The 13,938-nt window shown below is 66.7% G+C and carries 14 protein-coding genes; 5 read left to right on the top strand and 9 right to left on the bottom strand.

Translation table 11 applies throughout. The annotated features are described in order from the left end of the window. Together LJE61_RS01065 and LJE61_RS01060 are read left to right on the top strand one after the other, a co-directional pair. Nucleotides 1-247 (top strand): DNA polymerase III subunit chi (locus LJE61_RS01065; protein ID WP_296917133.1); only part of this gene is annotated, 247 nt, incomplete at its 5' end. Nucleotides 248-500: 253 nt separating this feature from the next. Beyond that, on the top strand, nucleotides 501-845 hold the full coding sequence (locus tag LJE61_RS01060; RefSeq protein WP_296914067.1) for a TusE/DsrC/DsvC family sulfur relay protein: 345 nt from the start codon (nucleotides 501-503) through the stop codon (nucleotides 843-845). Between the two features lie 299 nt (nucleotides 846-1,144). Here LJE61_RS01060 and parC read toward each other — a convergent pair whose 3' ends face one another. Then, entirely contained in the window at nucleotides 1,145-3,394 is a 2,250-nt protein-coding gene (gene parC / locus LJE61_RS01055; protein ID WP_296910857.1) for a DNA topoisomerase IV subunit A, read from the bottom strand. A 77-nt stretch (nucleotides 3,395-3,471) separates the two neighbouring features. After that, on the bottom strand, nucleotides 3,472-3,978 hold the full coding sequence (locus LJE61_RS01050; RefSeq protein WP_296910859.1) for a GNAT family N-acetyltransferase: 507 nt from the start codon (nucleotides 3,976-3,978) through the stop codon (nucleotides 3,472-3,474). Nucleotides 3,979-4,154: 176 nt separating this feature from the next. Here LJE61_RS01050 and LJE61_RS01045 point away from each other — a divergent pair, with 176 nt between their 5' ends. Together LJE61_RS01045 and LJE61_RS01040 are read left to right on the top strand one after the other, a co-directional pair. After that, the gene (locus LJE61_RS01045) at nucleotides 4,155-4,751 is read left to right on the top strand and encodes a uracil-DNA glycosylase (RefSeq protein ID WP_296910874.1); all 597 of its coding nucleotides are present in this window, start codon (nucleotides 4,155-4,157) and stop codon (nucleotides 4,749-4,751) included. Between the two features lie 111 nt (nucleotides 4,752-4,862). Then, entirely contained in the window at nucleotides 4,863-5,519 is a 657-nt protein-coding gene (locus LJE61_RS01040; RefSeq protein ID WP_296910861.1) for a protein-tyrosine phosphatase family protein, read from the top strand. Nucleotides 5,520-5,561: 42 nt separating this feature from the next. On the opposite strand, the gene LJE61_RS01035 is transcribed toward LJE61_RS01040, so the two are convergent. The 5 genes from LJE61_RS01035 to LJE61_RS01015 form a co-directional block, all read right to left on the bottom strand. Continuing rightward, nucleotides 5,562-7,733: a cation:dicarboxylate symporter family transporter gene (locus tag LJE61_RS01035; protein ID WP_296910863.1), complete on the bottom strand. Its 2,172-nt coding sequence runs from the start codon at nucleotides 7,731-7,733 to the stop codon at nucleotides 5,562-5,564. Nucleotides 7,734-7,753: 20 nt separating this feature from the next. Further along, complete coding sequence (locus LJE61_RS01030; RefSeq protein ID WP_296910865.1) at nucleotides 7,754-8,863, bottom strand: NTP/NDP exchange transporter; 1,110 nt, start codon at nucleotides 8,861-8,863, stop codon at nucleotides 7,754-7,756. A 448-nt stretch (nucleotides 8,864-9,311) separates the two neighbouring features. Then, nucleotides 9,312-9,719, bottom strand: a complete 408-nt coding sequence (locus LJE61_RS01025; protein WP_296910867.1) for a metallophosphoesterase family protein — start codon at nucleotides 9,717-9,719, stop codon at nucleotides 9,312-9,314. Nucleotides 9,720-9,776: 57 nt separating this feature from the next. Beyond that, nucleotides 9,777-10,442, bottom strand: coding sequence for a metallophosphoesterase family protein (locus LJE61_RS01020; protein WP_296917131.1), 666 nt, complete (start codon nucleotides 10,440-10,442; stop codon nucleotides 9,777-9,779). 66 nt (nucleotides 10,443-10,508) lie between these two features. Next, nucleotides 10,509-11,882 (bottom strand): hypothetical protein, encoded by a 1,374-nt coding sequence (locus LJE61_RS01015; RefSeq protein ID WP_296910870.1) that lies wholly within the window; start codon nucleotides 11,880-11,882, stop codon nucleotides 10,509-10,511. A 253-nt stretch (nucleotides 11,883-12,135) separates the two neighbouring features. Here LJE61_RS01015 and LJE61_RS01010 point away from each other — a divergent pair, with 253 nt between their 5' ends. Then, nucleotides 12,136-13,137, top strand: a complete 1,002-nt coding sequence (locus tag LJE61_RS01010) for a sodium:calcium antiporter (RefSeq protein ID WP_296917129.1) — start codon at nucleotides 12,136-12,138, stop codon at nucleotides 13,135-13,137. 125 nt (nucleotides 13,138-13,262) lie between these two features. On the opposite strand, the gene LJE61_RS01005 is transcribed toward LJE61_RS01010, so the two are convergent. Both LJE61_RS01005 and LJE61_RS01000 read right to left on the bottom strand, forming a co-directional pair. After that, a complete protein-coding gene (locus LJE61_RS01005) occupies nucleotides 13,263-13,601 on the bottom strand; it encodes an SUMF1/EgtB/PvdO family nonheme iron enzyme (RefSeq protein ID WP_296917127.1) in 339 nt (112 codons plus the stop codon). Between the two features lie 40 nt (nucleotides 13,602-13,641). Beyond that, the gene (locus LJE61_RS01000) at nucleotides 13,642-13,914 is read right to left on the bottom strand and encodes a hypothetical protein (protein WP_296917125.1); all 273 of its coding nucleotides are present in this window, start codon (nucleotides 13,912-13,914) and stop codon (nucleotides 13,642-13,644) included. Nucleotides 13,915-13,938: the final 24 nt, after the last annotated feature.

Below are 13,938 nucleotides of genomic sequence, written 5' to 3'. Positions count from 1 at the left end.
GCATGGGCTCGTCGGCCGGAGCGACCCGGCGTTGACGCCCATCCTGATCAGCGCAGACGGCAACCCGGTGACCGAGGATCAGGTGCTGATCAATCTGGCGCCCCAGGTTCCGGCCTTCTTCGGGCGCTTCGAGCGGCTCTGCGAGCCCATCGATCATGATCCCGCGGCTCGCCTCGCCGGACGGCAGCGCTTCCGCTACTACCGCGACCGCGGCTATCCGCTGGAGCATCACCAGATTCGACTCTGAGCCGGCTCGTCGGGCCGAATCGGTGCGCGAGCGAAGCCGCATTCCCCGAGCCGGCCGGCCTGTCGGCGGCGCCCGTGAAGACGCCTGGCAGCAGGTTGAACAAGGCGAGCGGCAAGGTCAGCTCGGGCATCCGTTGATTCTGCGAGAATTGGATTTGACGCGTGTCTAATTCTGACTATATTTATCAGGCAAGCGCCGTGTTTTATGTCGGCATAAATCGTTTAGATTGACCCCACGCCAAAGGAGATCAGACATGACGCAAGCAGCCATCCATCAGCAATCCCGGTCCGCACGCCGCCCCCTGCCACTCGACGAGGAGGGGTTCCTGCTCGATCCGACCCTCTGGAACGCCGGCATGGCCCGGGTCATTGCCGAGCTCGACGGCGTCGGCCCGCTCGCGCAAGACCACTGGTCGATCATCTATTATCTGCGCGAGCACCGCATGACCTACGGCGCAATCCCGCCGGTCTCTCAGATCTGCCGCACCCACGGGATGGACAAAGATGCCGTGCGCCGCCTCTTCGGCTCCTGCCGTCAGGCTTGGCGCATCGCCGGATTGCCCCACCCGGGTGAAGAGGCTCTGAGCTACATGTCCTGAGCGCCGACGCCGCGCAGGGATCTCGGACCGAGTCAGCCCCGGGCCCGGACAGCGCAAGGGGATAAGGCCGGACAAAGCAAAGCGAAATGGAGCCTGGTCGAAGCGAAGCGGAATCCAGATTCCCTGGAATCACTCTGTTTCCCCATCCGTTACAAGGCCTCTACCGGTTTCCGCTCGCGCTCCATCCGGGCGACGCGGACACGCCGGTGACGCCTTGGCCCTCGCCTTGTGCGTGTGATGCCCTGGCCTGGGTTCCTGTCTGACTTGGGCGATCGTCGCGAGCCGAAGGGGACAGGCTTCTAAGCCGTCGCCAAGGCCTCCACCCGCTGAAAACCGCGGGGAAGCAGGCGTCCGCGCCGTCCGCGCTCGCCCTGATAGAGATCGAGATCGGCGGGCTTCAAGGTCAGGGTCCGCTTACCCGAGATGACCAGGAGACTGGCCCCAGTGGGCAGCACCGCAAGCGCCGCCACCCATTCCTCGCGGGCCGCGACCCGGGCCGCGGGCACACCGATGATCTTGTTGCCCTTACCCCGCGGCATCTCCGGAAGCTCAGTGACCGGAAACAGCAGCAGATGACCGCTGCTGGTCGCCGCGGCAACCCGCGATCCGGCCTGCTCGGGGACAGGCACGGGCGTCAAGACCTCCGCCCCCTGGGGCAGCGTCAGCACGGACTTTCCAGCCCGGGGCTTGGCATAGAGATCCTCCACCCGTGCGATGAAACCGTAACCGGCATCCGATGCGATAAGGACCCGGGCGTCGGGTGGCTCACCGAGCGCGGCGACGAAACGCGCACCTGGCGGCGGGTCGAGCCGACCGGTCAGGGGCTCGCCCTGACCCCGCGCAGACGGCAGGCTATGGGCCGGCAAGGAGTAGCTGCGGCCGGTCGAGTCGAGAAACGCCAGTGTCTGATTGCTCCGCACCCGGACCGCCGTGAGGAAGCGGTCGCCGGACCGATAGCTGAGCCCCGTCGGATCGACCTCATGTCCCTTCGCGGCGCGGACCCAGCCCTTCTCGGACAGGACCACGGTCACCGGCTCACTGGGGGCCAGGTCGATCTCGTCGATCGCCGTTGAGCTGGCGCGCGCCACCAGGGGCGAGCGCCTGTCGTCGCCGTACTTCTCGGCATCAGACTTGATCTCTCCGGAGATCAGCCGCTTGAGCGCCCGCTCATCGCCCAGGATCCCCCGCAGCCGGTCGCGTTCCTCGGCCAGCTCGGTCTGCTCGGCTCGGATCTTCATCTCCTCGAGGCGCGCAAGCTGTCGCAGCCGGGTGTTGAGGACATACTCTGCTTGGGCATCGGAGAGCGCGAACCGGGCCATGAGGACGACCTTGGGCTCGTCCTCCGTCCGCACGATGCGGATCACCTCATCGATATTGAGGAAAGCGATCAGCAACCCGTCGAGGAGATGCAGACGCTCGAGCACCTTGTCCAGACGATGCTGCGAGCGGCGACGGACTGTCTCGGTGCGGTAGCTCAGCCACTCGAGGAGGATCTCCCGCAGGTTCATGACCCGCGGCCGGCCGTTGAGCGCGATCAGGTTCATGTTCACCCGGAAGCTGCGCTCCAGGTCCGTCGTGGCGAACAGGTGCGACATCAGGCGCTCGACGTCGACCCGGTTGGAGCGCGGCACGATCACCAATCGGGTCGGAAACTCGTGATCGGACTCGTCGCGGAAGTCCTCGACCATCGGCAGCTTCTTGGCATTGAACTGCTGGGCGATCTGCTCCAGGACGCGGCTCCCCGAGACCTGATAGGGCAAGGCCGTGATCACGATCTCGCCGCGCTCGAGCTCGTAACAGGCCCGTTGCTTCAGACTGCCCCCGCCGGTCTCGTAGATCTTCACCAGATCCTCGGGCGGGGTGACGATCTCGCCCGCGGTCGGGAAATCGGGGCCGGGAACGAAGCGCATCAGATCGTCCAGGGTCGCATTCGGATGGTCCAGCAGGTGGATGCAGGCGCGCGCCACCTCGCGCAGGTTGTGCGAGGGGATGTCGGTCGCCATGCCGACGGCGATCCCGGTCGCCCCGTTGAGCAGGAGGTTTGGCAGACGCGCCGGCAGCAGCTTGGGCTCCTCCAAGGTGCCGTCGAAATTGGGCTGCCAATCGACCGTGCCCTGATCGACCTCGTCGAGCAGGACACCGGCATAGGGCGCGAGCCGCGACTCGGTGTAACGCATGGCGGCGAATGACTTGGGGTCGTCCGGCGACCCCCAGTTGCCCTGCCCGTCGACCAGCGGGTAGCGGTAGCTGAACGGTTGGGCCATCAGCACCATGGCCTCGTAGCAGGCCGAGTCACCGTGCGGATGAAACTTGCCGAGCACGTCGCCGACGGTCCGTGCGGACTTCTTGAACTTGGCCGCCGCGGACAGCCCCAGCTCGGACATGGCGTACAGGATACGCCGCTGGACCGGCTTGAGGCCGTCGCCGACGTGCGGGAGTGCGCGGTCGAGGATGACGTACATGGAGTAATCCAGGTACGCCTTCTCGGTGAAGTCCTTCAGCGGCAGGCGCTCGAGCCCCTCCGCGTTGTAGGTCGTGATCTCCGTCATGCCGGCGTCTGATGCTCCCTGAATGCTCGGTCGCGCATGATGCGACAAGATACGATCCACGACAAACTCGCGCACCTTCAGTGGCCGATACGCTTCTCCAGGAACCGATATTGAGCGGGCCGGCCAGCCGCGCTCCCGGGGCCGAAACCGAGCTTGCGATAGAGGGCCTCGGCGGCGGGGTTGTCGTCGCGGACCTCGAGGGTGAGCTTGCAGCAGTCCCGGCGCCTGCCCTCGGCCTCGACCTCGGTCAGCAACGCGGTCGCGACACCGCGGCGCCGATACCCGGGCCGCACCGCGAGATCGTGGACGTTGAGCAGACAACGGGCACGAAAGGTGGAGAACCCCTGAAAGCAGACCGCCAAACCGACGGCCTGCCTGCCATCGAAGGCCAGCAGTACCAGATGACCGGGCACGCGGCGGAGCGCGGGGATCAACCGGGCCCTGACCCCCGCCGACAGCGCCTCGCCGGCGCCCATGGGGTCGGCGGCATAAGCATCCAGCAGCGCCAGCACGGCCGACGCGTCCTCGGACCGGCGAAGATCGGCAGCGCGAACCTGGACTCGAAGGTCGGGTTGGTGTGTCATGTCCAGATGGATCCGGCTTTGATTGTGCGCATCGCGTGACCCGCCACCCTCGTGCTGGGACCTCGGACAGACGGGGCCCTGAGGACACCGCTGGACCCGAGCAGCGACGCGGCGCCAGCGACCGGCCCGCGACGGCAGCGCGGACGTTCGACCCCGGCTGCCGCGACTGTGCCCGTCTGGCCGGCTTTCTGCTGAGCGTCCGAGCGGACAACCCAGGCTACCACTGCGCCCCGGTCCCACCGTTCGGCGACCCCGGCGCGCGGCTGCTGATCGTCGGCTTGGCCCCGGGGATGCACGGAGCCAACCGCACCGGCCGTCCCTTCACCGGCGACCACGCCGGGATCCTGCTCTACCAGAGCCTACACCGCTTCGGGTTCTCGACCGCCCCGGAGTCCGTCGCTCGCGACGATGGTCTGCGGCTGATCGACTGCCGCATCACCAACGCCGTCAAATGCCTGCCACCGCTCAATAAGCCGTTGCCCGAGGAGATCCGCCGCTGCAATCGCTATCTGGCCGGCGAGATCCACGCCTTGGCCGGGCATTCTTCGGCGCTGGTGCTGGCACTGGGGCTGATCGCGCACCAGGCGGTGATCAGGGCGCTCGGGGCGAAGCGATCGGCATATCCCTTCGGGCACGGCGCCGAGCATCGACTCGGCCACCTGCGCCTGCTCGATTCCTACCACTGCAGCCGCCACAACACCCAGACGGGGCGCCTCACGCCGGCCATGCTGGAGGCGGTCCTCGGCCGGGCGCGCGTCTTGCTCGGTCCGTAAGGACTGTCCCAACACGGGCACCACGCGCGCCGGGGCCACCAGCTGTCGAGGCAATGTCAGCGCCGACGAAAGCCGGGCCACTGACACACCCCACACCCTGGAGCCACACACATGCACGTGCGAACCCGCATCATCGTCATGACGCTCGCGTCCCTTGTCGCCACCGCCGCCGCCGGCACCGAATTCGTTCGCCGCGATGGCGGTCCAAGTGAATCACAGATGCTCGCGAAAGGCGATGGCAGGATTCCGGGGATGGCCTATGTACGCCCGGTGCTCGGTGGCGTCCTTTACCGCGCGGGCTTCAAGGGCGGGGACAAGGACAACAGTGGGCTGGACAACACACAGCGCGCGGCCCTTTGCGAAGCGGGATTCTCCGGCGTGCGCTATGTCGATTTCGGGTCCAAAACGCAGTTCGGCAAGACCAGTTGCGGATCACACACGATGGACTACGCGAAGGGCTCGTCCGGGAATGCCCACGACATCCTGCGCGAGATCCACTCGGTCATCGAGGACCCGAGCAAGGGACCGATCCTCGTCCACTGCATGTGGGGTGTGCATTCCTCGGGGGCGGTGTCTGCGATGGCCCTCATGCAATTCTGCGACTGGCCCGAAAGCAAGGCCAAGGCTTACTGGGAGAAGGCGCGCAACGACGCTCCTTGCTCCGGCGGGGGATGCGAGAAGTGGATCGATGGCAAGCTCGCCCGCTTCCGGTCGGATCCGGCTCTGAAGATCAACGCCGAACAGCAACGCAAGATCTGCCCCAGGTGACGCGGTCCACTCCGGCCAAAGCAGATCTCGGTGGAGACAGGATCAGGGGCCCCAGCCAAGCACGTCGCGCAGGATGGACCAGCGCGGCGCTTGGTCCTCCGCCCCCTGGCCGAGCACCCAATAGTCGTGGGCGCGCTTCACCGAACCTTCGCTGGTCGCGAAGACCACCCACTCATCGACGGCTTCGGCCAGGTCGCGCGCGCCCAGCGGCAGACCGAACGCCGTCGGGATCTTTACGGGATCGGGCTGGGGCACGGCAACCGTGAACTGCGGATGCAGCAGGGTCCAGGCCGACGCCCCCTCGGCGGGCATCAGATAGCCATCGAGATCGCCTTGGCGCCCCTCGAAGAACGGCACCGCGGTGGGCAGAGGGACGAGCTCCACCGGCGTGTTGCCGAAGTAGCGGGCGATGCTGGACGCGACCTGGGATCGGTCCAGCGGGATACCGATCCGGAGTCCCCGGCTGCGATGCAACGCCTCGATGCGCATGAACTCGTGCCGGCGCTCGTCGCGCACGGCGATCCCCATGGTCTGGTAGTGGTAGGGCTCGCTCAGTCGCAGGGAGGAGAACCAGTAGGGCCGGTACCAGACGCCCGGCATCAGGTCAATCAGGCCGTCGGCAACCACGGCGGCGAGCTCGGGCCATTCAACGGGAACGAACTCGGCCGTCACCCCGAGTGCCTCGGCGAGGGCGACCGCGAGCTCGACGTCGAATCCGACCAGCTGTCCCTCAGCATTGAAGAAGCTGAAGGGCAAGTTGGAACGCTCGTAACCGACCCGCAGCGTGCCCCGCTCCCGAATACGCTCCAGCGTCGTTAGGTCGGACAAGACCCCGGAGCGGTCCCTGTGCACGATCGTCTCTGCCACATGCCGCGCCAGGTGCATCCGCCTCAGGACGTCGTCCTTGTGATACCCGGTGTCGATCAGAGCTCCCAGCAGCAGCTGGACCGCAAGCACGGTGACCAGGATACCGGCGATGATCGCGATGCCGGCGCGGATCAACGCCGCGCGCCGCAGCACCAGGAATCCGCCCATCGCCGCGGCGCCGAGCAGGGCGAAGGTGAGCAGGTTCATCGCCGTCACCAGGGAGTCGAATTTGCCCCCGATGATGGTCGTAGGGATATAGAGCTGGAACAGGTCGTGGGGGATCTCGAACAGGTCCAGCAGGAAGGGCAGCGCCACCTGCGCCTTGGCGAAATAGCTCGGCACGCCAGCCGCGAGCAGGACCCAGTAGTCGCTGGAGGTCAACGCGCTGCCCGCCAGCCAGGCGGCGAAGGGGACAAACAGGAGAGTCAGCAGCCGGCCCGCATTCGGGAAGTTGAACAGGATCGGCATCAGGACGTCCGCGGCAGAATCGCTCTCCGGGCTCAGCAGGCCACGCTCGCGCAGCAGGGCCTTGGTGCGCTCGACCAGGATCGGCAGGACGATGAAGGCGCTGCCCGCCAGGAAGGCGGTCAGCAGGGCGTCGCGCGCCACGCCCATCACCTCCCGATAGGTGAAGGGCGTCAATGCCGTCACCAGCAAGGGCAGGATCCAGAAAGCGAGCAGCAGGGAAGCGGCGATCAGGACGAGGAAATAGGCCTCGAGCCGAGCGAAGGTCTCAGGCGCCATGGTGCCCGCCGTCACCGCGCCGATCGCAAACACGCCGACGGGCGTGAGTCCGACGACGAACTGGGTGATGCGCACCAGCGAGGCGTTGAAGACCCGCAAGACCTTCAGGACGGACTCCTTGTCCTCCAGGCCGATGAGCCCGATCCCGATCATCGTGCTGAAGAGCACCACCGCAGGCACCACGGCATTGGCGAGGGAATGGAAGGGGTTCGCGGTGAAGTAGAGGTCCGCGATCGAGAAGGGCTGGCGCGGCTCTTCGAGCGCATGACTGAAGAAAGTGGCGCTCTGCATGCTGGGGAAGGCGGCCGGCATCGCAGCGACGACCGCAAACGCGAGAAGTAGGGTCACCAAGTAGAGCGCGCCGCCACGCAAGGCCAGGTTTTTCGCCTGAATGGCCTCCAATTGACCGAAGCCGACGATCAGCGCCATCAACAGATAGGGCAGCACCGTCATCTGCATCAGCCGGATGTAGACATCCGCAAGCGGTTGCAGAGCCGCGGCCGGCTCACCGAAAAAGAGTCCGACGAAGACGCCCAGGGCGAGTCCGACGAGGATCCGGCTCGACAGGCTGGTGCGCGCCAGCCTGGCGAGAACCGGACTCATTCTGGCTGGATCGGCAGGGGTCACGAGCCGGACGAAGCCGTCAGACGCTTGTATTGCCGGCCAATCAGCAAGGCAATGCCGAGCCAGACGGTCACCAGCACGACATTGACCAGGGCGAAACCCTGCGTCGACAAGGCGAGCCAGCTCGTGCCAGCGTACACGAGGGCCGCCGAGAGCACGTCGCCCGCCCGCACGAAAAAGGTGTCGATGGCCTGCTTGGCCTTGTACTTCTCTTCGCGGGTAGTCGGGAGGAAGAGCACCTGCCGCACGGTATTCTGCACCGAGTAGTCGGTGGCGTTCTCCGCCGTCTTGGCCCAGCGCACCATCGCGAGGACTGGGTAGAAGGCCGCGATCAGATAGCCGCCGAGGGCGATGAGCGGGAGGATCACGATCGCGACTCCGACACCAAAGTACTTCAGCACCCGGGACACCACGAAGAGTTGGAGCAGCAGCCCCGCCAGATTCACCACCGTGAAGAACCGGGCATAGAACTCGCCGACGTATTCCTCCTCCGTCAGCCCACCGGCGGTGCCCTGCGCGACGGCCCGCTCCGCCGCCGACAACACGGTTCGCCCCAGGATGTACTCGCCCGTCGTGTTGACCCAGTTCAGCACCAGCATCAACAGCGCGATCAGCAGCAGGTAACGGCTGCGGAAAACCAACGCGAAGGCGTCGCCCTTGCGCAGGGGCTCGTCTTGGACGGCACCGGCTCCGGTCGCGACTGCTGCGATCGGGCGGCGTCGCTCCATCTGCTCCACCGCGTTGGTGATGACCAGACTCAGTGCCAGGATGCCGGCGGCCACCAGCATGAGCTGGTAGACACCGAGCGGGGCGATGAGCTCGGAGTCGATGAAGCTGCCGGCGACGGCGCCCAAAGAGGCCCCGAAGGCGACGATCACGAACAGGCGCTTGCCGGCCTCGGGGCTATACAGATCGTTCGCGAAGGCCCAGAACTGGGCCGGCACCATGAGATTGAAGATCCCGACCCAGAGGAAGAAGACCACGCCAATGCGTACCTCCATATGCGCCAGGACGTAGAACACCAACAGGCAGCCGGCGAAAAAAAGCGTGACCCCGTTGATCAACAGGCGTCGCGGCACATGGCTCGCGAGCCAACCATAGAAGGGCACGGCGGCCAGCAGCAGCAGGGCCTGTCCCGCCGCGGCGTAGCTTTTGATCTCGGCGCCCCCCCACCAGGATCAGCGCCTCCCGCACCGGCTTGAGGACGTAATAAGCGGTGAGGATGAGGAAGATATTCAGGGCTAGGAGGAGAGCCGACGCCGCCTCGCCGCGTCTGACCTCGGTGAAGATATTGAGGAAGCGCTCGAGCGGGCGGGGGGCTGGAACAGCATCCATGGCGCGGTCCTGTGATCGGTCAGGCAGCGAAGCTTCGCAGACGCCGTCCCAGAAGACGTATCCGCGGGACATCGGCGAGCAACGAAACGCGCGCGGCTCCAAAACGGCGCCAACGGTGAGCCCCGACCGGCTGCCTCGGTGATGCGTTCAGGCGCCAGGGTCCACGGGACGGGGCCGCAAAGGCCGGTTCAGCGAGGGCGGGCAGAGCCGCGGCCGCGCTTGTCAATGCGGCCCCCGAGGCGCCCTGTCTTCCGGCTGGCGGAGGCGGATGAGCGAGAAACCCTCCCTCCCCTTCCCGCCCCGCGGGGTTTCCTGCCGACTTCCGTCCAGCGCACCATCGACCAGGTCGGCCCGAATCAACTCCGCGGTTTCGGAGCGGATGCGCACGGGTAGGCAGGCCCAGTCGATAGGGCGTGTAAAGGAGGGGGATTGCAGGGCGGCGATCCGAATCTGCTGCCCGTCAAGCTCGATCAGGGTGAGGCTGCGCCGCGATCGCTCCGCGCTGCCGATCAGTCTGCGCGGACCGGCGCCGAGGCAGGACTGGCTCACGTAGTGCACCCCGTCCTCGTGGCCGGGGTAGAAAGCGTGGTGGTGTCCGCTGAGATACAGGTCCACGCCGCGCTGGCGCAACTGCCGCTCCAGCTCGGGGTCGCCGATGAAGTCCCGCTCACGCCCTTGGGCGAAGGGCTACAGGGGCACGTGGCTGAAGACCACGCGCTGCGCGTAATCGCCCCCGTGCCGCTCGAGCAGGTCCCTCAGCCAGTCCATCTGCTCACCGGGAAGGCCGCCAACCGTGGTCGCATCCAACGAGATGAAGAGGGCGTCGCCCGCCGCGAAGGCGTAGTAGAACGGATAGTGGGCATCGTCCAGGAAGCGCAAACCAGGCTTTCTCGCTCCCCACTGCTCGCCATAGATACGCCGCTCTGCCTCGAAGCCACCATAGGCCGAGCCGTCGTGGTTACCCGGAGTCACCGCCAAGGGGATGCCCGCGGCAGCAAGCGGCTCGCTCACGTGCGCATGGAAGGCCTGCCACATGGCCGCGACCTCGGGCTTGGTGAGGTGCGGCTTGCGCTGACCTGCCACCATGTCGCCGGTGCTGATGACCAGATCCGGCTTAAGCGCGAGGATGCGCTCAAGCGCCCGATCGACGCTCGCCTCATAGCGGGTGGAGCCGTAGGACCCGTTAAGATCCGAGATCACCGCGACTCGCAGGGGGCCCGCCGCTGCCTGACCCAGCGCAGCCAGCAGCAACAGCGTCGTGCTGCCAGCGAAGCGGAGAATCGCAGGCAGGGCGCGGACCCCGGCGGCACGCCGCCGTTCGAACGAGGGGCGTAAAGGGGCAGCCGTGGTCAAGGGCTGGCGCAATCGAGCTCGGGCGCCGGCACCTGCCGGGTGATCAGCAAGGCACCCGGGCCCAGGTCAAACCGGAGGTTGCCGTCCTTGCAGGTGGCGCGCAGGATGTCCGCCGCCCCGTGCGTATTGGTCACGAGCTGGGCGAGCTGCCGGTCCGTCAGCCCGAAGGTCGCGCGCGCATAGGCGTAGAGCCTCCCGCGCTCCCTGAAGTCCTTGTCCAGGGCCATGAGCCGGCGATAGGTCTCGGGGTTGTAATGGCGGAGCTTCTCCAGCATCGCGGTCTTCTTGGTAAAGTTCGCGTACTTGATCTTCCCCCCCGGCATCATTGTCGTTGAGCCAAGTCCGCTTGATGAGCAGTGGCTTGCGCCCGGCGATCGACGCCGGGGGGCTGTTTCCCTCGGCCTGCTGCTGCTTGACCCTGCCCCCCTCGACCCAGAGCCAGGCGGTGACGTAGTCGATGTTCCCGATCCGGTCCTGCTGGCTGAAGATGTAGTCGAGCAGCGTGATCTCCGTGAGGTCCTGCATCCAGTAAGCTATCTGCTTTTTGGAGACACCGCCCTTCATCGCGCTCTTGAGCGCCGGGTCGCGTTGGGCCGTCGCCAACCCCTCCGCGATGGCCTCCTGGAGGGGCCTGTCGCTGCGCAGGGCGAGGAACGGCGCCGTCTCCTGGAAGTCACGGTTCTGGCCTTCGCCCCAACCCGACTTGCGCGTGCCGTTGAGCTCCGGCCCGTAGCGCTTGCCCCGCACATGCTGGAAAACGCCGTGAATGCGGCCGCGGTCCGATGTGAAGAGCTCGTCGGTTTCCGGGTAGGCCGCGGGGTCCTTCTCCACCGCATCGAGCGCCTCCCAGGCCGCGTGGTTCATCGCAAGCGCCTTTTTGCCCGCCGACAGCTCCAGGCCGCGACGGGTGACCCGCTGCTCGTGGGTCGCGCGGTCGATGCTGCGGTAGACGCTGACCGGAACATGCACCGAGGCGCCTAGATAGCGTGCGAAGTGATAGTAGAGGAGCGAGGCGCTCGCAAAGGTCCCGCTCGTGCCCTTGGCGTTCATGGTCACCTTAAAGCCAGCCGGTGGCCCGTCCGCCTCGGGGACCAGGATCTCGCCACGCGGGCAGACCTTGGCTTCGAACCCACCCTGATCGTTGGTGAAAGGCCCGCGCGTGAGCTCGTAGACGAAAGTGCCGGGGCTCGTGCTCTTGAGCTTCGGGCAGATGGCGACATGGGTGTCGTAGATGTCGAGGGCGCAAAGCGCCTTCTCCTGCGCCAGGTCCTCGACCGAATAGACGCCGCCAGGCATCTTGGCGAGGGCCACACACGTCTCGGTGATGCCGTTCGGCGAGCGGAAGGCGTGGCGATCACCGACGACCTTGTCGGTCGCCAGAACGGCGCCCGGGAGTGCGACGGCCAGGAGGATCGCGGCGTGTCGGCGTCTGGGGTGCATACAATCTAGGCTCCATCACACGGGTTCGTTCGGGGAGGGACCCTGTCTCCAGGTTCATCGACGCGTTGCAGCGGCGCCCGCGATGTGTCGTGGCCCTAGGAAGCCGCCCTGCACTCTCGATTGGTCGAGCCGAGGCTGGACGGGCGGCGGCGCTGCGGATGATGGCCGCAATCAGCCTGCCGATCAACCCGGCACAGACAGCATGCCGTCGCGTTAGAATCGCGGGCACTCACTGGCAAACGAGGCCCTTGCCTTGATCGCCTGGCTCGAGTTTATGATCTGCACTGTCATGATCGTCATCGCGGGCGCCCGGCTGACGCGATACGGAGACGCGATTGCGGACAAGACAGGCCTGGGCGGCACCTGGATCGGTGTCGTTCTGATCGCCGCGGTCACCTCCCTCCCGGAGCTGGCCACCGGCATCAGCTCGGTGACGGTGGTGGGGGCGCCGGACATTGCCGCCGGCGACATCTTGGGCAGCTGTGCCTTCAATCTGCTGATCCTCGTGGCGGTCGACGTCCTGAACCGTCCCGACGGGGTCTATCGGGCGGCAAGCCTGGGCCACCTCGTCTCCTCCGGGTTTGGCGTCATCCTGCTGGCCGTGATCGGCCTCGGTCTCGTCCTGTCCCTCGCCGGCCTGCCGATGGGCCTCCGGCACGTGGGGGCCTACAGCGTCGTGTTGTTGGTCCTCTATGCCATGGCCGTGCGGACCGTCTTCCATTATGAAAAGCTCCATGTCGGTCAGTTCGCCGACAAGGAGCCGGACAGCTACCCCAACATCACGCTCCGTCAGGCGTCGCTTCGCTATGCGCTGGCCGGGGTCGTGGTGGTACTCGCCGGCATCGCGCTCCCGTTCGTGGGGCGTGCCCTCGCCGAGCAGATGGGGTGGAACGAGAGTTTCGTCGGCACGCTCTTCATCGCCTTGGTCACCTCGCTCCCGGAGGTGGTGGTGACGATCGCGGCCGTACGCCTTGGCGCGCTCGATATGGCGGTCGGCGGCTTGCTCGGCAGCAATCTGTTCAACACCGCGATCCTGGCCGTTGACGACCTTCTCTTCATGCCGGGGCCGCTGCTCGCGCATGTGGCCCCGACCCATTCGGCCTCCGCCTTCACCGCCATCATGATGACCGGCGTTGCGGTGGTCGGCCTCATCTATCGCCCGCACCGCATCCGCCACGTCATCGGCTGGGCCAGCCTGACCCTCTTGGCCATCTACCTGCTGAACGTCGTCGTGCAGTACCGCTTTGGAGGCTGACCTGGTCAGGCGCCGCGTCCACCATGACGTGACCGCAGAAGCGGGAGCGAAGGCCTCGGCGCATGAAGGCGTGCCGCGCCGCCCCCTGATATGGGCGGCCCACGGCCCCTCGCGCCGGCCATGCGTTATCGCCGTAACCGGTTTTCGGCATGCCTTGTGGGCTGATGCCGGCGGCGCCGCACCAGCCGAGCCGCCGCGCATCCGTCCGAGACCAGGTTGGTGGCGAGCATCTGGTGCAGCCATTGGCAGTAGGCCAGCGCCTCGCGCCAGGCAACATGACGCACGGGTCGCGAGTCCGGATCCGCCAAGGCGCGGGCGTCGCCCGGCTCAAAGCCGCTCGCCTCGACGAAGGCCCGAAACTGGGCGACGGTGACCGGATAGCGGGCGATGTAGAAGTCCGGGGTCGGCGTGGGGACATCATTGATCTCGTCCTCCGGGACCTCATATCGGACGATCGTCGCCACCCGCTTCGCGTCCCCCCTGCTCGCGATCGGGCCCGCCAGGTCAGGCATAGGGCCTGGCGGTCAGCAGGAAGCGGCACTTGGGCTCGGCGGTGCGCATGATCGCGTTGACCGCGCTCAGCGCCCGTTCGCGTGCGGTGCTGCTGCCACATTCATCCAGACCGTGCAGGAGCAACAGGGCACCGGTGGTGCCGGCGCCGGGCTTGCCGAGCAGGGTCAGCGCCCGGTCGGCGGCCGTGATCGGGACGTTCGGCCGCGGCCCGTGTTGGTGGGTACCGACGCCGATAAGCAGAGCATGCCCTTGGGTGAAGGACATGGGAGCCAGCAGTTGGGTTGTGGC

The organism is Thiocapsa sp. (assembly GCF_022340925.1).
Lineage (GTDB): Bacteria > Pseudomonadota > Gammaproteobacteria > Chromatiales > Chromatiaceae > Thiocapsa.
The sequence above is the reverse complement of the archived record's forward strand: the minus strand, read 5'-3'. Positions and strand labels throughout refer to the sequence as shown.